At 69.3% G+C, this 19,447-nt stretch carries 15 protein-coding genes and 1 tRNA gene; 12 read left to right on the top strand and 4 right to left on the bottom strand.

Annotated elements, in window-relative coordinates; genetic code table 11:
* The first annotated feature begins 6 nt into the window (after window positions 1-6).
* From ehuB to I004_RS0115250, 11 genes are all read left to right on the top strand, one after another.
* Complete coding sequence (gene ehuB / locus I004_RS0115300) at window positions 7-942, top strand: ectoine/hydroxyectoine ABC transporter substrate-binding protein EhuB (RefSeq protein WP_078511229.1); 936 nt, start codon at window positions 7-9, stop codon at window positions 940-942.
* Window positions 939-1,691, top strand: a complete 753-nt coding sequence (gene ehuC / locus I004_RS0115295) for an ectoine/hydroxyectoine ABC transporter permease subunit EhuC (protein WP_028436219.1) — start codon at window positions 939-941, stop codon at window positions 1,689-1,691. Before ehuB ends, ehuC begins: the two co-directional genes overlap by 4 nt.
* A complete protein-coding gene (gene ehuD, locus I004_RS0115290) occupies window positions 1,688-2,338 on the top strand; it encodes an ectoine/hydroxyectoine ABC transporter permease subunit EhuD (protein ID WP_028436218.1) in 651 nt (216 codons plus the stop codon). The genes ehuC and ehuD overlap by 4 nt, the downstream gene beginning before the upstream one ends.
* The gene (gene ehuA, locus I004_RS0115285) at window positions 2,328-3,143 is read left to right on the top strand and encodes an ectoine/hydroxyectoine ABC transporter ATP-binding protein EhuA (protein ID WP_028436217.1); all 816 of its coding nucleotides are present in this window, start codon (window positions 2,328-2,330) and stop codon (window positions 3,141-3,143) included. The genes ehuD and ehuA overlap by 11 nt, the downstream gene beginning before the upstream one ends.
* A gap of 254 nt (window positions 3,144-3,397) precedes the next feature.
* Complete coding sequence (locus I004_RS0115280; RefSeq protein WP_028436216.1) at window positions 3,398-4,156, top strand: IclR family transcriptional regulator domain-containing protein; 759 nt, start codon at window positions 3,398-3,400, stop codon at window positions 4,154-4,156.
* A 65-nt stretch (window positions 4,157-4,221) separates the two neighbouring features.
* Window positions 4,222-4,295: transfer RNA gene (locus tag I004_RS0115275), tRNA-Lys, on the top strand.
* Window positions 4,296-4,508: 213 nt separating this feature from the next.
* On the top strand, window positions 4,509-5,102 hold the full coding sequence (locus I004_RS0115270; RefSeq protein ID WP_028436215.1) for a lytic polysaccharide monooxygenase: 594 nt from the start codon (window positions 4,509-4,511) through the stop codon (window positions 5,100-5,102).
* Between the two features lie 255 nt (window positions 5,103-5,357).
* Window positions 5,358-6,500: a winged helix DNA-binding domain-containing protein gene (locus tag I004_RS34095; protein ID WP_051345079.1), complete on the top strand. Its 1,143-nt coding sequence runs from the start codon at window positions 5,358-5,360 to the stop codon at window positions 6,498-6,500.
* Window positions 6,501-6,899: 399 nt separating this feature from the next.
* Window positions 6,900-8,873, top strand: coding sequence for a glycosyltransferase family 2 protein (locus tag I004_RS0115260; RefSeq protein WP_028436214.1), 1,974 nt, complete (start codon window positions 6,900-6,902; stop codon window positions 8,871-8,873).
* A complete protein-coding gene (gene glxA, locus I004_RS0115255) occupies window positions 8,870-10,858 on the top strand; it encodes a radical copper oxidase GlxA (protein ID WP_028436213.1) in 1,989 nt (662 codons plus the stop codon). The genes I004_RS0115260 and glxA overlap by 4 nt, the downstream gene beginning before the upstream one ends.
* Window positions 10,859-11,512: 654 nt before the next feature.
* A complete protein-coding gene (locus I004_RS0115250) occupies window positions 11,513-13,036 on the top strand; it encodes an alanine/glycine:cation symporter family protein (RefSeq protein ID WP_028436212.1) in 1,524 nt (507 codons plus the stop codon).
* A 120-nt stretch (window positions 13,037-13,156) separates the two neighbouring features.
* Here the strand turns inward: I004_RS0115250 and I004_RS0115245 are convergent, their stop codons facing one another.
* The 3 genes from I004_RS0115245 to I004_RS37560 form a co-directional block, all read right to left on the bottom strand.
* Complete coding sequence (locus tag I004_RS0115245) at window positions 13,157-14,251, bottom strand: glycoside hydrolase family 6 protein (protein WP_028436211.1); 1,095 nt, start codon at window positions 14,249-14,251, stop codon at window positions 13,157-13,159.
* Between the two features lie 245 nt (window positions 14,252-14,496).
* Entirely contained in the window at window positions 14,497-15,276 is a 780-nt protein-coding gene (locus tag I004_RS0115240; protein ID WP_028436210.1) for an HAD-IIA family hydrolase, read from the bottom strand.
* A gap of 74 nt (window positions 15,277-15,350) precedes the next feature.
* Window positions 15,351-16,934 (bottom strand): ROK family transcriptional regulator, encoded by a 1,584-nt coding sequence (locus I004_RS37560; RefSeq protein WP_051345059.1) that lies wholly within the window; start codon window positions 16,932-16,934, stop codon window positions 15,351-15,353.
* Between the two features lie 55 nt (window positions 16,935-16,989).
* Here I004_RS37560 and I004_RS0115230 point away from each other — a divergent pair, with 55 nt between their 5' ends.
* The gene (locus I004_RS0115230) at window positions 16,990-18,081 is read left to right on the top strand and encodes a Gfo/Idh/MocA family protein (protein WP_028436209.1); all 1,092 of its coding nucleotides are present in this window, start codon (window positions 16,990-16,992) and stop codon (window positions 18,079-18,081) included.
* Window positions 18,082-18,498: 417 nt separating this feature from the next.
* Here I004_RS0115230 and I004_RS0115225 read toward each other — a convergent pair whose 3' ends face one another.
* Window positions 18,499-19,359, bottom strand: coding sequence for a fumarylacetoacetate hydrolase family protein (locus I004_RS0115225; protein WP_028436208.1), 861 nt, complete (start codon window positions 19,357-19,359; stop codon window positions 18,499-18,501).
* Window positions 19,360-19,447 lie beyond the last annotated feature (88 nt).

Raw genomic sequence — 19,447 nt, 5'->3', positions numbered from 1 at the left:
GCGCCCATGGCTCCACCACCAGGCAAAAACACCGGAAATGCCGGGAAAGCCGGCAGAAGTCTGGGACGCCGCTCGATGCTCGCAGGCGCGGCATCGCTGACGGCGCTCGGAACGCTGGGTGCCACCACGGCCTGCAGCCGTGTGTCCAGCGCCCAAACCGGGGACGGGGGCGATCTGCTGGAGAGACTGAAGGCGCAGGGCACGGTCAGGCTGGGCATCGCGGGCGAGCAGCCCTACAGCTACATCGACACCAACGGTGAGCTGACCGGTTCCTCCCCTGCCATCGCGCGGGTCATCTTCGGACGGCTCGGCATCGACAACGTGCAGCCGCTGCCGACCGAGTTCAACTCGCTCATCCCGGGTCTCAACTCCCAGCAGTTCGACGTGGTCGCTGCCGGTATGTACATCAACCCGGAGCGGTGCCAGCAAGTCATCTTCGCCGACCCCGAGTACGAGATGCGGGACGCGTTCATCGTTCGCAAGGGCAACCCCAAGGGCCTGCACAGCTACAAGGACATCGCCGACAAGGGCGCCAAGATGGCCACCGGCGTGGGCTACGCGGAGATCGACTACGCGAAGGACGCAGGGGTCAAGGAGGGCGAGATCAAGCTGCTCCCGGACCAGCTCGCGGGACTGCTGGAGGTCCAGGGCGGTCGCGCGGACGTCTTCGCGGGCACCGCGATCACGGTGCGCAATGTCGTGAAGCAGTCCAAGAGCGGCAAGACGGAGTTCACCGATGACTTCGTGCCCACGCTGGACGGCAAGCCCGACCTGGGCACCGGCGCCTTCGCCTTCCGCAAGAGCGAGAGCAATCTCCGCGACGCCTTCAACGAGGAGCTCCACAAGATGAAGAAGAGCGGCGAGCTCTTCCGCATCATGAAGCCCTTCGGGTTCGTCGAGCGGGAGATGACGACCAAGACCGCGAAGGAGCGGTGCAAATGACGGACCTTACCGCGGGTCTGTGGGAGCTGCTGCTGAAGGGCGTCTGGCTGACGGTTCAGCTGACGGTCTTCAGCGCCCTGCTCGGCGCCACCGTGGCCTTCGTGGTCGGTGTGGGCCGAACCCACCGGCTGCGCTTCGTGCGCTTCCTCTCCGGTGCGTACATGGAGATCTTCCGCGGAACCTCGGCGCTCGTGCTGATGTTCTGGATCTTCTTCGTGCTCCCGGTCGCCTTCGGCTGGCAGCTCGTCCCCATGTGGGCGGCGGTCCTGGCACTCGGCCTGTCCTACGGCGCGTACGGATCGGAGATCGTGCGCGGCGCGCTCGCGGCCGTGGCCCCGGCGCAGCAGGAGGCGGGCATCGCGCTCAGCTTCAGCCCCTGGCAGCGGCTCACCAAGATCGTGCTGCCGCAGGCGTGGCCCGAGATGATCCCGCCCGCCAACAACCTGCTGATCGAACTGCTCAAGGGCACCGCCCTGGTGTCGATCATGGGTGTCGCGGACATCACCTTCGGTGCCTCGCTGGTGCGCAACGCGACCGGCCAGAGCGCGCCCGTCTACACGATCATCCTGGTGATGTACTTCGTACTCGCCTTCGTCCTCACCCGTGGCATGCGCGTGCTGGAGCGCCATGCCAAGGCGGGTATCGGCCAGGCTCCGCCCGAGAAGAACCTGGGCGCACGCCGCCGGGCCAGCGTGCCGCGTCAGGCCGACGCCTCCCGTGACCTTCCCACCGCCGGAGGTGCCTCATGAGCTGGGACTGGTCCGCAGTCGGCGATTTCATGCCGCGCCTGTGGGACGGCGTGCTGCTCACGCTCCAAGCGCTGGTGCTGGGATCCCTCATCGCCTTCGCGCTGGGTCTTGTCTGGGCACTCGCCCAGCGGTCGACCCTGAAGATCGTGAGCTGGCCCGTCACGGCCGTCACGGAGTTCATCCGCAACACCCCGCTGCTGGTGCAGCTGTTCTTCCTCTACTTCGTACTGCCCGAGTGGAACATCACCTTCTCCGCACTGGTGACGGGCGTGATCGGCCTCGGGCTGCACTACTCGACGTACACGGCGGAGGTCTACCGCGCCGGCATCGACGGCGTGCCCGTCGGGCAGTGGGAAGCGTGCACGGCACTCAGCCTGCCGCGCACCCGCACCTGGAGTGCGGTGATCCTCCCGCAGGCGATCCGACGCGTGGTGCCCGCACTGGGCAACTACGTCATCGCGATGCTGAAGGACTCACCGATGATCGCGACCATCGGCGCACTCGAAATGCTGGGCCAGGCCCGTCAGTTCAGTGCCGAGACCTTCCAGCCGACCGAGCCGATCACGGTCATCGGCATCGTCTTCATTCTGATCGCATACCCGGCATCCCTGCTGATGAGAGTCCTGGAGCGTCGACTTGTCCACTGAGAGCAGCACTTCGAAGGAAACCAAGAATCCGGCCGTCGACGGCAGTGAACTGATCCAGTTCAAGGACGTCACCAAGCGGTTCGGCAGCAACGTCGTACTCGACAACCTGTGTTTCGACGTCGCCTCCGGCAAGCACGTCACTCTCATCGGCCCGTCCGGATCCGGGAAGACCACGATCCTGCGGCTGCTGATGACCCTGGTGAAGCCGGAGGAAGGCACGATCAAGGTTGCCGGCGAGTACCTGACGCACGAGCAGAAGGACGGGAAGCTGGTGCCCGCCGGCGAGCGCCACTCCCGTGAGGTGCGCAAGAACATCGGCATGGTGTTCCAGCAGTTCAACCTCTTCCCCAACATGAAGGTGCTGCGGAACATCACCGAGGCGCCCGTCCACGTGCTGGGCCTGTCCGGTGACGAGGCGGAGCAGCGCGCCCGCGAGCTGCTCGAACTCGTCGGCCTGACGGACCAGATCGACAAGTACCCGAGCCAGCTCTCGGGTGGTCAGCAGCAGCGCGTGGCCATCGCACGTGCGCTGGCGATGCGTCCGCAGGTCCTGCTGCTGGACGAGGTCACCTCGGCGCTCGACCCGGAGCTGGTGGCGGGTGTGCTCGACGTCCTCCGGGACATCGCGCACACCACGGACATCACCATGCTGTGCGTCACGCACGAGATGAACTTCGCCCGCGACATCTCCGACGACGTGCTGATGTTCGACGCGGGCCGGGTCATCGAGTCGGGTGCGCCGGACAAGATCTTCAGCGAGCCGGAGCACGAGCGCACCAGGGAGTTCCTGAGCGCCGTGCTGTAAGGCGACGGGGCCCTGCCGATCCGACGCGGGGGCCGCACCCGGCATCCGGGTGCGGCCCCCGCGCGTGTGCGCTGCGGCGTCCGGGAGCCGCGTGACGGCGGGCACCGTACAGGGCGCGGGGGCCGCGAGGACGCATATGCCAAATAGGGGCAACGGCCCCCTCCCGCTGCCCTGTTGGCGGCTATCGTGAGAAGTGGGCGTGACCGGACGCGACGGTCACGAAGCAAACGGTCACATCTTCAGGGAGGCCCGTCGTGGGGCTGAAGCCGGAGCACAGCGCGCCGTTCCACTCAGTGCGGTACGCGCTGCGTGTGCTCGAGGCGATCGCCGCGCACCGCGACGGCGTCACGGAGGCGCACCTCTCGCAGGAGACGGGACTGCCTCCGGGCCATCTCGCACACCTGCTGGCGATGCTCTGCCGGGAGAACTACGCGGAACAGCTCTCGGACGGCTCGTACGTCGTCGGTGAGTCGCTGGTGCTGCTCGGCTCCGGCGGCGACCGTGAACGCGCCCTGGACGAACGCCTCCAGCGCACCCTCGCCGATCTGCGGGACACCGTCGGCGCGGCCGTCTATCTCAGCCGCTACAAGGACGGCGAGCTGGAGGTCACCGGGTACGCGGACAGCCCGGCGATGCCGGCGGTGAACGAATGGGTCGACTTCCGCTCGGCGCTGCACGCGACGGCGATCGGCAAGTGCCTCCTCGGTCAGCTCGACCACAACGGCCGCAAGGACCACCTCTCCCGGCACAGGACGGCACGTCTGACCTCCCGGACGATCACGGACGAGATGCTCCTGCTGAACACGCTCGACCGGCAGCCCCCGACCGTTCCGGTGCTGGATCTGCAGGAGTACGCGGTGGGCACGGTGTGCGCGGCGGTGCCCGTGACCGCCGGCTCCTCTGTGGGATGTCTCGCACTGTCCCTGCCGGTGGAGCACGCTCACCGGCTGCGTCGGGCCGCGGAGACGCTCAGCAGCAAGGCGGCTCCCGTCATGCTCTCGCTCGCCATCTGATCATGGTCATGCGCACCCCTCCGAAGGGGGTAGTATTTCCTTCGTCGGTCTGCGAAGGCCGACGGGCGCCGTTAGCTCAGTTGGTTAGAGCAGCTGACTCTTAATCAGCGGGTCCGGGGTTCGAGTCCCTGACGGCGTACCGAGCAAGACCGGAAGCCCTCCGCGTGAGCGGGGGGCTTCCGTCGTTCCCGCGCCTGGTCGGCGCCCTGCCCACTCTGCCTGTCGGCTCCTCTCCACCTCCGCCCGGAAATTGGTCTGGACATGACTGGATGCTCGCGCTACATTCACCGTCTGGTCTAGACCGTTGAACGTCATGTGCGCACTCCGACCCCCCACGATCATCTGGAGAGACATGCGCAAGAGGATCACAGCGGCCGTCGTAGGACTGGGACTTGGCGGCGCTGCCATGTTCTTCACCGGCGGCTCGGCACAAGGGCACGGCTTCAGCACCGACCCCGCCAGCCGCCAGGCGAACTGCGCCGACGGCAAGGTCACCGGCTGCGGAGCCATCGAGAACGAGCCACAGAGCGTCGAGGGCCCCAAGGGCTTCCCCGAGGCCGGTCCCGAGGACGGCTCCATCTGCGCGGGCGGCAACGAGACCTTCAAGGAACTCGACGACCCGCGCGGCGGCGACTGGCCGGCCACCGAACTCCAGGCGGGCGCGGACCACACCTTCAAGTGGTCCATGACGGCGATGCATGCGACGACGGACTTCACGTTCTACGTCACCAAGGACGGGTGGGACCCGGGCAAGAAGCTCACCCGCGCCGACCTGGAGCCGAAGCCGTTCCTGACCGTCGACATGAACGGCGAGAAGCCCCCCGCCGAGTGGACCGGGAAGGGCAAGCTGCCGGAGGGCAAGTCGGGCCGGCACCTGATCCTCGGGGTGTGGACGATCGCCGACACGGCCAACGCCTTCTACTCCTGCTCCGACGTGAAGTTCTGACCCGCCGGGTCCGCGGCCGGAGACGGTCGGCGCCGCGAGACCGTCGATACGACGAGGCCGCCCGCACCGCGAGACCTCCGGCACCGCTGGACCCAGCAGGACCTACCAGGGTCCACGGGACCCGAATTCCCGTACGGCCCCGGAGGAAGGGTTCCGGCCCGCGCGCACCCGCTGCGCACGGGCCGGGCCCCGCCCGGACGGGCAGCACGGCCCCGCCGCGTGGCGTGGCCGCACCCGATCCGCGAGACTCCCCTCATGCACCCCGCCACCCTCACCGCCCGGGCGCTCGGCCGCGCCTACCTCTCGCGTCAACTGCTGGCCGAGCGGGAGGTGATGACGGCCCTGGACGCGGTCGAGCATCTGGTGGGCATGCAGTCGCAGGCGCCGAAGCCGCCCTACTACGGACTCTGGTCGCGGCTGGTGGACTTCCGCGCCGAGGAGCTGTCCGCCCTGCTGCGCGACCGGCACGCGGTACGGGTGAGCGTCATGCGCGGCACCGTGCACCTGGTGAGCGCGGCGGACTGCCTGCAACTGCGGCCGCTGACCCGCGTCCTGTACGAGAACCTCCTGCGCAGCACCTACCGCACGCGGCTGGCGGGCCTGGACCCGTGGGACGTCGCCGCCGCCGGGCTCGAACTCGTGCGGGAGGAGCCGCGCACGGCCCGCGACCTGGCCCGGCTGCTCGGTGAGCGCTGGCCCGGCCACGACCAGAACGCCCTGGCGCAGGCGGCCCGTTATCTGTGCGACGTGGTGCAGATCCCGCCACGCGGACTGTGGGGGCGATCGGGGCAGCCGACGTACTCCACCATCGAGTCCTGGGTGGGCCGCCCCGTCTCCCCCGAGCCGTCCGTCGAGACCGTACTGCTGCGCTACCTGGGCGCCTTCGGCCCGGCATCCGTCATGGACGCGCAGGCCTGGTCCGGGCTGACCCGGCTCGGCGAGGTCATGGAGCGGCTCCGCCCTCAGCTGCGCGTCTTCCGCAGCGAGAGCGGGCGGGAGCTGTTCGACCTGCCCGACGCCCCGCGGCCGAGCCCGGATCTGCCGCTGCCCGCGCGGTTCGTCGCCGAGTACGACAACCTCATCCTCTCCCACGCGGACCGCACCCGCGTGATCAGCGACGCCGCCCGCAAGATCATCGCCAGCCGCAACGGGCAGATCCCCGGCACCGTGCTGCTCGACGGCGAGGTGCGTGCGACGTGGAGGGTGGAGCAGCCGCGGAAGTCGGCGGTCACGCTCACCGTCACGCCGTTCCACCGCAAGCTGACCGGCCGCGAGGAGCGGGAGCTCGCCGCCGAGGGCGAGCGGCTGATGGCATTCACGCTGCACGGCGGCGCGGAGGGCGAAGTGACCCCGGGAACGGAGGAGTTCACCGTCGTCTTCGCCGACCCGACGGGCTGACGGCCAGGCGCTGAGGGGCGAGAACTTACTCACGGATCACACACAACGTGTCCAGTTCGATGACACCTCCGTCACAGAGAACTCGGAAATCACTCCGCATCCGTGACGAAGTGCCCCTTATCGCCCTTGCGTTCGGGCCTGGAGTCGGAGAACCTACCGACGTCTCCGACCGTCGCGAAGCCCAGGTGGACCGGCGGGAGACGAGGGGGCACAGCTCAGCACACGGGCAATGCCCCCGAGCTCCGCCCGGACGGCATTCCGCGGTCCACTCCATGGAACCGGACGTCGCCCACGCGCAGTCTCTGTACGAAGCAGCCGATGCCTGCCGCGCCGGGGGCCGCGGGAGAGGACGCGGGAAGTACGACCACACGCAGCCTGCTGCGCTCAGGGGGATGACTCATGACCTCGACCAGGTCCGGCGACCACCAGCCGGAACACGGGCAGGCCGCCGACGACGACCCGACACGGACGACTCAGCTGCGCATACCCGCGCACATCAGGCAGAGAGCCAGAGGCACGCTCGGCCGCGGGCTGCGCTGGACGCCCAAAGAGCTGCCGCGCTACGACTACGAGCACTACAGCCGCCTCGCCGGCCCGCTCAGACAGCCCGATCCCGGCAAGCCCTACCGCGTCGCCTACAAGAGTCTGCTCTCGGACGAGCCCCACCGAATACGCGCCGCCACACTGCTCTGCCTGGCACCGCTGCTCTCGGCCGGGCTCCTGGTGTGGCTCATGCAGCCCCAGCACTGGACGCAGCGCGACGACGGCGCCGTCTCCGACCTGGTGCTCAAGCTCGACATCGTGATGCTGGTCTCCATCGGCCTCATCGAGCTCTTCCGCACGCTCAACGTCCTCTCCAACGCGCACGCCACGCTCGTCGCGCGGGACCCGATCCCGGTCGTCCCGGAGTCCGGCACCCGCGTCGCCTTCCTCACCTCCTTCGTCCCCGGCAAGGAACCGCTGGAGATGGTGACGAAGACCCTCGAGGCGGCTGTGAAGATACGCCACCGCGGCCTGCTGCACATCTGGCTCCTCGACGAGGGCGACGACCCGGAGGTGAAAGAGGTCTGCCGCCGCCTGGGCGTGCACCACTTCACCCGCAAGGGCGTCCCCCGCTGGAACAAGAAGAAGGGCCCGCACAGGGCGAAGACCAAGCACGGCAACTACAACGCCTGGCTGGCCGCGCACGGCGACAACTACGACTACTTCGCGTCCGTCGACACGGACCACGTGCCGCTGCCCAACTACCTGGAGCGGATGCTCGGTTACTTCCGCGACCCGGACGTCGGATTCGTCATCGGCCCGCAGGTCTACGGCAACTACGACAACTTCGTCACCAAGGCCGCCGAGAGCCAGCAGTTCCTCTTCCACGCCCTCATCCAGCGCGCCGGCAACCGCTACAGCGCCCCCATGTTCGTCGGCACCAGCAACGCCGTGCGCATCAGCGCCATCAAGGGCATCGGCGGGCTCTACGACTCCATCACGGAGGACATGGCCACGGGCTTCGAGATGCACCGGCACCGCAACCCGGAGACCGGACGCAAGTGGCGCTCGGTCTACACCCCGGACGTGCTGGCCGTCGGTGAGGGGCCCAACGCCTGGACGGACTTCTTCACGCAGCAACTGCGCTGGTCACGCGGCACGTACGAGACGATCCTCAAGCAGTACTGGCGCGGCGTGTTCACACTGCCGCCCGGCAAGCTCTTCAACTACACGATGCTGATGATCTTCTACCCGATCTCGGCGCTCAACTGGATCCTGGCGGCGCTGAGTTGTGCGCTCTTCCTGGGCCTGGGCGCCTCGGGTGTGCAGATCGACCCGACCATCTGGATGGCCCTGTACGGCAACGCCACGGCGCTGCAGATCGGCCTGTACGTCTGGAACCGGCGGCACAACGTCTCACCGCACGAGCCGGAGGGCTCCGGCGGCCTCGCCGGGATGCTCATGTCCGCGCTCTCCGCACCGATCTACGCCCGTTCCCTCTTCGACACGGTGCTGCGCCGCAAGAGCAAGTTCGTCGTGACCCCCAAGGGCAACTCGGCCAGCCCGGACACCCTCTTCGGCACCTTCCGCATCCACCTCTTCTTCATCCTCGTCTTCGGCGGCTCGCTGGGCGGCTCCTTCTATCTGGGGCACGACCACCCGGCGATGCTCACGTGGGCCGCGCTGGCGATGCTGATCACGGCCGCCCCCATCGTCGGCTGGCGCGTGACCGTACGCGCGGAGAAGAAGAGGCGGAAGCAGCGGCGCCACCGGCACCGGATGGGCGCCCCGCTGCCACCGCCGCCGGAGAACGCACACGGCGGCGGCCTGCCGCACACGACGCAGCAGCCCGTACCTCTGCAGACCGCCCCTGGGGGACGTGAAAGATGAAGTTCCGACCGAGCCGCCGTACGCGCCGTACCGCGATAGGCGCGACCGTTGTGCTGGTGATCGCGGGGTTCAACGGCCCCGCGCTCTACGGCATCGCCTCGGAGAAGTACCACGACTACAAGATCAACCAGCCCGAGTACAAGGCGGCGAACGGCCACTGGAAAACCGTCGACGTCCCCGAGAAGTACCGGATCAACACGATTCACGCGGCTCTGCTGCACACCGGGAAGGTGCTGCTCGTCGCCGGTTCGGGCAACGACGCCAAACAGTTCAACGCCAAGACCTTCCGCACGGTCCTGTGGGACCCGGTGAAGAACACCTTCAAGAACATCCACACCCCCAACGACCTCTTCTGCGCCGGGCACACCCAACTGCCCGACGGCAAGCTGCTCGTGGCCGGCGGCACCCGGCGCTACGAGAAGCTCGGCGGCGACGTGAAGAAGGCCGGCGGCCTGATGATCGTCCACAACGAGAGCCCGGACCGCGCCAAGACCATCAAGGCCGGTACGCGCTTCACCGGCCGCCAGAACGGCAAGACCTTCGAGGCCAAGGACAGCGTCCTGGTGCCGCGCGCCAAGAAGAAGGCCGACCCGGTCACCGGCAGGGTCGAGGTCAGCCCGAGCGTCGCCCGTGTGTACGTGGAGGCGTCCAGGCGCGGCAAGCAGTACCAGACCGGCACTGAGGACAACTACCGGCTGAGCGGGCTGCGCGGAGCCGAGCGCCGGAACATCTACGGCATCGCCCAGAAGCTCTCCTTCGACAAGAAGGACTTCCAGGGGATCAAGGACACCTACGAGTTCGACCCGGTCGCCGAGCGCTACATCAAGGTCGACCCGATGCACGAGGCCCGCTGGTACCCGACGCTGACCACGCTCGAGGACGGCAAGGTCCTCTCGGTCTCCGGCCTGGACGACATCGGCCAGGTCGTCCCCGGCAAGAACGAGATCTACGACCCGCAGACGAAGAAGTGGGAGTTCCTGCCGCGCAAGCGGTTCTTCCCCACCTACCCGGCGCTGCACCTCACCGACGACAACAAGATCTTCTACTCCGGGGCCAACGCCGGCTACGGCCCCGCCGACCAGGGCCGCACGCCCGGGCTGTGGGACCTGGAGACCAACGGCTTCCGCAAGATCCCCGGCATGAGCGACCCGGACAAGCTGGAGACGGCGATGTCCGTGCCGCTGCCGCCCACACAGAGCCGCAAGTTCATGGTGCTCGGAGGCGGCGGCGTCGGCGAGTCGAAGAAGGCCAGCGAGAAGACGCGCATCGTCGATCTGACGGAACCCGCCCCGCGCTTCCAGAACGGGCCCGACCTGTACGCGAAGGCCCGGTACCCCAGCAGCGTCATCCTGCCGGACGACAAGGTGCTGACCACCAACGGCTCGGGCGACTACCGCGGACGCAGCGACACCAACATCCTCAAGGCGGAGATCTACAACCCCGCCGACAACACCAAGAAACCCGTGGCGGACCCGCTCGTCGGCCGCAACTACCACTCGGGAGCGATGCTGCTGCCCGACGGGCGCGTGATGACGTTCGGCTCCGACTCGCTCTTCTCCGACAAGGCCAACACCAAGCCCGGCAAGTTCGAGCAGCAGATCGACATCTACACGCCGCCGTACCTCCACACGAAGGGCGAGCGGCCGGAGTTGAAGAACGCCGGCCAGGGCGAAAGGACCGTGCGGCTGGGCGGAACCGCCTCGTTCCTCAGCAAGGACGCCGGTTCGATCAAGAAGATGCGGCTGATCCGGCCGAGTTCGTTCACGCACGTCACCAACGTCGAACAGTCCTCCGTCGAGCTGAAGTTCAAGAAGACCGCGGACGGTGTGACGGTGAAGCTGCCCGAGGATCCGTCGCTGGTGCCGCCCGGCTGGTGGATGGCGACGGCCGTCGACGGCAACGGGAAGCCGTCGAAGTCGGTGTGGCTGAAGGTGCCCCGCTCGGCCACCGCGACGTTCCCGACGACGACGCCGCTCTCACCCTGAGCCGCGGGCGGGATCACGAACCTTTCCCGGAAACCCCCCACCCGGCGTCCCGCCGACCGGCAACGGTCCGGCGGGACGCCTGGGGAGTCCCTCGTCAGCCGGCGAGCAGGGGAAGCCCCCAACGAACCGGGGACGGGCGCTCAGCGCTGGTTGCCGGCGAGGCCCAGCGCCTACCCGGGCCACCACTGCCCGGCCTTCGGGCCGCCCTTGCACTCGCCGTCCGACTCACCGGGCCGCGCCCGTCGGCAGCGGTGCGGGTGAAACAGCCCTGCCTTCGCCCGGGCCGGACCCTTCCCCATTACGGACAGTGACCGCTCACGCGCCCGCCGGATGTCCCTGGTGAGGTCCGTCCGGCGGCCGTGAGTCAGTGCACATGTACTCCAGAATCACCGCAAAGAGGTCCTGAGTCGCACCTCAGATGAACCTCAATGGGCGGTAACAGTCACATCAATATCGCCTGGCGCGCGCTCTGGAGTGATCTACGCCACTTGACTCGGTCGCCATGCGTGATACGAACAGGCGATCCTGAATTTGCCCTGCCTTTGCCCTGCACCATGAGAAGGCCCCGAGGCCGAGAACACCCCGTGCTCGGCTTGCCGGAATCACGCGGCGTGTCCACAGCCGTGCTTCCGCCCGATCCGCCGAAGGTGGTCCATGTCGCTCGACTCCATGACGAAATCCATCGACGAGGCCGTAAACCGCCTCTTCGACCCGGTCGCCACCTGGCTGAGCGACCTCGTCTTCTACGCCGTACCCGTGGCCGGTACCGAACTCCCGCTCATCGTGGCGTGGCTCGTCGTCGGCGGGCTGGTCTTCACCGTGTGGTTCGGTGTGGTCCAGTTCCGCAAGTTCAAGCTCGCCATCGACGTGGTGCGCGGAAAGCACGACGACCACGACTCACCGGGAGAGGTCAACCACTTCCAGGCCCTGACAGCCGCCGTCTCCGGCACCGTCGGGCTCGGCAACATCGCCGGTGTCGCGGTCGCCGTGAGCATCGGCGGCGCCGGCGCGACCTTCTGGATGATCCTCTGCGGGCTTCTCGGCATGGCCACGAAGTTCGTCGAGGTCACCCTCGGCGTGAAGTACCGCGAACAACACGCGGACGGCACCGTCTCCGGCGGCCCGATGCACTACCTGCCCAAGGGCCTGGCCGAACGCTTCGGCAGCGGGGGCAAGATCTTCGGCACGGTTCTCGCCGGGCTCTCCTCCGTCATGATCCTCTTCTTCGGTCTCTTCGGCGGCAACCTCTTCCAGATCAACCAGAGTTACGCGCAGCTCGCCGCCACCACCGGCGGCGAGGACGGCCCGCTCGGCTCCTCCGCCGGTGCCCTCTCCTTCGGCGTGCTGATCGCCATCCTGGTCGGCGTCGTCCTGATCGGCGGGATCAAGTCCATCGCCTCGGTCACCAGCCGCCTCGTACCGGCCATGGCCATCATGTACATCCTGGCCTGCCTGACGGTCATCCTGTGGAACGCCGACCAGGTGCCGAGTGCGCTCGTCAGCATCATCGACGGAGCCTTCGACCCCGAAGGCGTCGCGGGCGGTGTCATCGGCGCCCTGATCATCGGCTTCCAGCGCGCCGCCTTCTCCAACGAGGCCGGTCTCGGCTCGGCCCCGATCGCGCACTCCGCGGTGAAGACCAAGCACCCCGCCAGCGAGGGCCTCGTCGCCCTGCTCGAACCGTTCATCGACACGGTCATCGTCTGCACCATGACCGCGCTGACCATCGTCATCGCCAAGCCCGACAGCTGGAAGGTCGGCAAGGAGCCCGAGGGCGTCACCGTGACCTCCGACGCCTTCGGAACCGTACTCCCCTGGTTCCCGGGCCTGCTGACGATCGCGGTGCTGCTGTTCGCCTTCTCCACCGTGCTGACCTGGGGCTACTACGGCCTCAAGTCCTGGTGCTACCTCTTCGGGAAGAGCAGGACCAGCGAGACGATCTTCAAGGTCGTCTACAGCGTCTTCGCCGTGGCGGGTTCGCTGCTCTCCCTGGAGACCCTCATCAGCATGGCCGACGCGTTCCTCTTCATGCTGGCCGTCTTCAACATCATCGGCCTGTACCTGCTCGCCCCCGTCGTCAAGCGCGAACTCGGGTCCTTCGTCGCACACGTCCGCGGCGAGGGTGCCGGGAAGCCGGAGCGGCCTGCCGCGGAGGAGTCGGCGTCCTCCATCAACTGAGGCCTCACGGCGCAGTGTCGGCCCGCACCGGGAACGGTGCGGGCCGACGCCTGTCCGGCGCCGCGCCCCGCGGCTGCGTCCGGGGTGCCGGCGAGCGGCAGGTCGGGGAGACTCCGCCGGTCAGTCCCCGGCGTTGCCGGCGAGCCCCAGGGCGTACTCGGGCCACCACTGCCCGGCCTTCGGGCCGCCCTTGCACTCGCCGTCCGACTCACCGGGACGCTTGATCCACAGATAGCCGTCGACGATCTGGTCGCCCGTCTTCGTCGTCGGGGCCTCACCGAGGGCGCGGCCCTTCGGGTTGCACCACGCTTCCTCGTCGGCGCCCGCGCCCTCGACCGGCCCGTTGCCGTTGCGGCTGGTGTCGATGACGAAAGGCTTGTTGCCGACCATGGGGGAGAACTTCTTGCCGTAGGCCGTGTTCGACGCCGTCGTCTGGTAGTTGGAGACGTTCAGCGAGAAGCCGTCGGCGGTCTCGATGCCCGCACGCTTCATCGGCTCGACGAGCGCGCCCGGGTCGCGCACCCAGTCCGGGTTGCCCGCGTCCAGATACACCCGGACGTCCGGCAGGCTCTGCAGCTTGCCGACCGCCTCGTTGAGCAACTGGTACCGCTCATCGGTGTACTTGGCCGGCGTGCAGCCCTCCATCAGCACGTGCGGAATGGCGTCCGGCTCCACGATCACCGTCGCCGGGCGCTTGCCGATGCCCTTCATCACCGCGGCGAGCCACGCGCGGTACTCCGCGGCGTCCGCGGCGCCACCCTTGGAGTACTGGCCGCAGTCGCGGTGGGGCAGGTTGTACAGGACGAGCAGCGCATCGCGGCCGGACTTCTCGGCGGCTGCCGTGACCTTGCGGGTCTGCCCCTCGGGATCATCGGTGCCGACCCATTCGGCGACCGGCTGCGCCGCGATCTTCCGCATCAGCGACGCCTGCTTCTTCTTGCCGTCCTTGCTGTAACTCTCCGCTTGGCGGGCCGCGTTGCCGTCCGGGTCGACCCAGTACGGCGTGACCGACCTGGGCCGCTGGTCGACGCCGCCCCCTGCGTCCCCGCTGTTGCCCTCGCCCGAGCCGGAGTCGGACGAGCATCCGCCCAGCAGCAGCCCCGCGAGCGCCGGCACGCAGATGGTGGTGACGCCGGAGCGGACGGGTCTGCGGCGTCCGCGTCGCTCGCGGCCACCACTTCCGCGCCGGAGAACGTAACTGCCCCTGCCGTACATCGACTTCCCCCTCGGTGGGCCTGCCCCCTCGGCAGGCGCCCGGAACCGGACGGCCATCGTGTCACAGCGACCACTCCGGCCGCCGGAGTCTCATCCGGCCGTTACGGCGCTGTTCCACGCGCGGACGCGTGCGCCGCGCGCCGCGTGTGCGCCATGTCCGGCCGGGGGCGCGGCACCGCCGGTTCGTAGCCGCCGGGGCCGTCGTACGGCCGGGTGCCGTCAGACCCGGTCTTCACATCCGGTCTTCAGATCCGGTCGACGAGGTCCGCGATGGACTCCACGACGCACGACGCCCGGTAGGGGAAGACGTCGACCTCGTCCGGCTTGGTCAGCCCCGTCAGCACCAGGAACGTCTCCAGACCGGCCTCCATGCCGGCCCGCACGTCCGTGTCCATCCTGTCGCCGATCATCGCGGTCGTCTCCGAGTGCGCCCCGATCGCGTTGAGACCCGCACGCATCATCAGCGGGTTGGGCTTGCCGACGAAGTACGGCTCCCGCCCGGTCGCCCTGGTGATGAGCGCGGCGACCGATCCCGTCGCCGGCAGCGCACCCTCGGCCGACGGACCGGTCTCGTCCGGGTTGGTCGCGATGAAGCGGGCCCCGGCGTTGATCAGCCGGATGGCCTTCGTCAGCGCCTCGAAGCTGTACGTACGGGTCTCGCCGAGCACCACGTAGTCCGGCTCGGCATCGGAAAGCACGTAACCGATATCGTGCAGCGCCGTCGTCAGACCGGCCTCACCGATCGCGTACGCGGTGCCGCCCGGGCGCTGGTCGTCGAGGAACTGGGCCGTGGCCAGGGCCGACGTCCAGATGTTCTCGGTCGGGACGTCCAGCCCGATCCGGGCGAGACGGGCGTGGAGATCGCGCGGCGTGTAGATCGAGTTGTTCGTCAGAACGAGGAAGGGGCGTCCTGACTCCTTCAGACGCTTGATGAAGGCGTCGGCACCCGGGACGGGGACGCCTTCGTGCATCAGCACACCGTCCATGTCGGTGAGCCACGACTCGATCGGCTTTCGCTCTGCCACGTAACGGCTCCTGCCAGGGGTCGGATCGGTCATGACGGCTCGGCGAGCCGACGCCGCCGACCGCCACGTTCAGCCTAACCGCCGTCTGCCGGAGCCCCCGGAGCGCGGCCGAAGAGCGGAGCGAGGACCAGCTGCGCGGCACCGTCCGCGACGGTACGGGTCCCCTCCGAGGCCAGCTCCACACGGACCTCGGGGCCGCCCCCGGCCCCGTTCGGAGCGGCACCGGCGGCACCGCGCAGCTGCGCCGCGACACCGTCGACGTAGGCGTCAGGGGCGGAAAGGATCGTGCGGCCACCGAGCAGCACACGGTCCACACCGAGGAGGCTGACCAGGTTGGCGGCGCCGACACCCAGAACCCGGGCCGCCTCGTCCGTCCTGCCGCGCCGCACCGCGTCCATGCACAGCGCCTCCAGACAGCCGTTCCGGCCGCAGCGGCACCGCGGGCCGTCCAACTGGACCACCTGGTGACCGAACTCCCCCGCCCCGTTCCGCCCTCCGCGGTGGATGCGTCCGTCCAGCACCAGCCCGGCACCCAGGCCCGTACCGAGATGAATGTAGGCCAGCGACTCCTTGCCCCTCAGCGCCAGCCCGAGCGCGGCGGCATCGGTGTCCTTGTCGACGACGACGGGCAGACCCAGGCGCCTGGCCAGGGCGTCCCGCAGCGGAAAGCCCGCGAGCTGCGGCACCCCCGTGACATGGCGCAGCACGCCTCGGACGTGGTCCAGCGGGCCGGGCGCGGCAACACCGACGCCGACGACGCTCCCCCACCGCCCGCCCGCACCCGGCGGCACGGCACCTGACTCCTGTGCCTCTTCCGCCTCCGCCTCTTCCGCCTCCTCCGGGACCGGGGCGGCGTGCCCGGCGCGCTCACCCGGCCGACCCGTCTCCGGCACCCCTTCCTCTTCTTCTGCCGTCTCCTGCCCGGCGGGCTGCTCGGCGGACTGCTCGGCGGACTCGGCGCCGGGTTCGGGCCCGCCGTCCGCGGCGCCGCGACCGGGTTCCCCGTCGCTCCACAGTTCGCCCTCCTCCGCGACGGCCCGCCGGGCGGCGTCGAGAGCTGCGCGCTCGATGACCGGCGGGGTCACGGCGGGAGCCTCCACATGGCGGCCCGTCCACACCGCACGCTCGGGCGCCTCCTGCCACAGCTCCCCGCCCGCGGCTCCCTCCGTGTCCACGCTGCTCGTACCGCCGAGGCCCAGGGCCGGAAGCCCCGAGCGGATCAGCTCGTGGACCGCCGACTCGACTGCCTCCAGCAGCGCTTCCGTACCGGCGCTCAGATCCAGCGAGGCCGTACGGCCCGCCACCACGCCGCCGGAGAGGTCGACGAGCACGGCCGTCAGCCGGTCACGGTCGAGATGTATCCCGACCGCGTGACGCGCGCCCGGCGCCAAGCGCAGCACCGTGCTCGGCTTGCCGCCCGTCGAGACACGGCGGCCGGAATCGGTGACGAGACCGTGTGAACGGAGCCTGGCCGTGATCTTGCTGACCGCCTGGGGGGTGAGACCGGTGCGCCGTGCCAGCTCGCTGCGGTTCGCACCCTCGTGGCCTGCCAGACGCAGCAGGCCGAGGACCCGGGCGGCGTTCCTGCCGTACGGGACGGCGAGTCCACTGTTCCCGTCGAGAGTGGGGCCACTGCCGAGGGCGGTTTCGCTGCTCATATCCCCATTGTCCGTCCGGCTTGCGCTTACGCAACCGCGTTGCGAAAGTATCCTCATGGACCGTACGGAAGAAGCTGCCCCTCCTCGCCTGCGCGTCGGTCTCATCGGATACGGCCTGGCCGGTTCCGTCTTCCACGCGCCGCTCATCTCAGCCACCGAGGGCCTCACCCTGGACACCGTCGTGACGGCCGACCCCGAGCGGCGGGCACAGGTGCACGCGGAACTGGGCAGCGACATGCGTACGCTCGCCACGACCGACGAGTTGTTCGCCCGCGCCGACGAACTCGACCTCGTCGTCGTCGCGTCGCCAAACCGCACCCACGTCGCGCTCGCCCGCCGGGCCCTCGAAGCAGGACTCCCCGTCGTCGTCGACAAGCCGCTCGCCGGCACCGCCGCCGAAGCGCAGCAGCTCGCGTCGCTCGCCGCCGAACGCGGGCTGATGCTCTCCGCGTTCCACAACCGGCGCTGGGACAACGACTTCCTCACCGTACGGTCGCTCCTCGCGGACGGCGCGCTCGGCGACCGCGTCCGCCGCTTCGAGTCCCGCTACGAGCGCTGGCGTCCCGAACTCAAGGGCGGCTGGCGCGAGTCCGGCGATCCTGCCGAAGTCGGCGGACTCCTCTACGACTTGGGCAGCCACCTCGTCGACCAGGCGCTGACGCTCTTCGGGCCGGCCACGTCCGTCTACGCGGAGACCGACGTGCGACGCCCCGGTGCCGAGGCAGACGACGACGCCTTCATCGCCCTCACGCACGCCGACGGCGTTCGCTCACACCTGTGGATGAGCGCCGTCGCCGCCCAACTCGGGCCCCGCTTCCGGGTGCTGGGCAGCGAAGCGGCCTATGTGAAGGACGGGCTCGACCCTCAGGAGGCAGCACTGCGGGAAGGCGCCCGTCCCGCTTCGGGCGAACGGTGGGGCGTGGAGCCCGAGAGCGCCTGGGGCACCATCGGCGACCTCGACGCACGCCGCCCCGTACCGACCAGGGACGGCGACTACCCCGCCTACTACGCGGGGATCGCGGCCGCCCTGCGCGAAGGGACCCGGCCCCCGGTCACCGCGCACGAGGCCGTCGCCACCATCCGCGTGCTGGAGGCCGCCCGCACCTCGGCGCTCGAGTCCTGCGTGATCACGACGGACCTGGCTTAGGGCGTCCGGAACCGAGAATCCGGAACCGACAAGTGGATCACGGCAGTTGGCGCGCTGCTTTCTCCCGGCGGGGCCGGTCAATCAGCCTCCTGGCCAGCTTCCGCGTCCGGCGCGCCGGGGCACCGGGCCCGGTCGAGTCGCACAGGAACACGGCGAGGCCTGCGAGGGTCATGACCGGCCAGAACGAATCGACGACACAGGTGGCCAAGGCGCGAGTGGGTGGACCGCCGTACGCCGAGATCGACGGTCCGTACGACCGGCGGCCTCTCGCGCCTTGGCACGGTGGACCGTGGACGGCGCTCGACGGGCGACGAGCCAGGTGATCATGATGATGCGGACCCGGCATCGGTCGCGGGACGCGGTCGTCGCCCACGCCCGGGGCGGCCCGGATCCGGGCACGGACCTGCCGCCGCACAGCTACGCGTCCTTCAACTCCTGGCGCTGCCTGCCCAGTCCGTCGATCTCCAGCTCCATCACGTCACCGGCACGCAGATACGGCTTCGGCTCCGGGGCGCCCATGGCGACACCCGCGGGCGTGCCCGTGTTGATGACGTCTCCCGGACGCAGCGTCATGAACTGGCTGAGATAGCGCACCACTTCGGCGACCGGGAAGATCTGCTCGGCCGTCGTGCCGTCCTGCTTCAGCTCGCCGTTCACCCACAGCCGCAGACCCAGCGCCTGAGGATCACCGGCCTCGTCCGCCGTCACCAGCCACGGGCCCAGCGGATTGAACGTCTCGCAGTTCTTCCCCTTGTCCCACTGGCCGCCGCGCTCCAGCTGGAAGGCGCGCTCGGAGACGTCGTTGGACACGGCGTAACCGGCGACCGACGCGAGGGCCTCCTCGTCCGAGGAGAGGTAGCGGGCGGTCCTGCCGATCACGATCGCCAGCTCCACCTCCCAGTCCGTCTTCACGCTCCGCCTCGGCACCAGCACAGTGTCGTACGGGCCGACCACCGTGTCCGGAGCCTTCATGAACAGGATCGGCTCCTCCGGTATCGCGCCGCCCGTCTCCCGTGCGTGATCGTGGTAGTTGAGCCCGATGCAGACCACCTTGCCGATACCGGCGAGAGGCGGACCCGTCCGGAGCCCGTCCGCCTCCAGCGCGGGGAGCTCACCGGGCGCGGCAGCGGCGTCGCGTACGCGCGCCAGAGCCCCCTCGTCGGCGAGGAGAGCGCCGTCGATCTCCGGGACGACACCGGTCAGGTCCCGCAGGACACCTGCCTCATCCAGCAGAGCCGGGCGCTCCGCCCCCACCGGTCCGACGCGCAGCAACTTCACGTCCCACTCAACTCCCGAGGTCGTGCTCAGCGGACCCCGCCCCGGGGACCGGCCACCGATATGTCTCGATCGGAATGGCCGATCCTCC

This window comes from Streptomyces sp. TAA486 (genome assembly GCF_000426165.1).
This window is presented reverse-complemented; position numbering and strand designations above follow the sequence as displayed.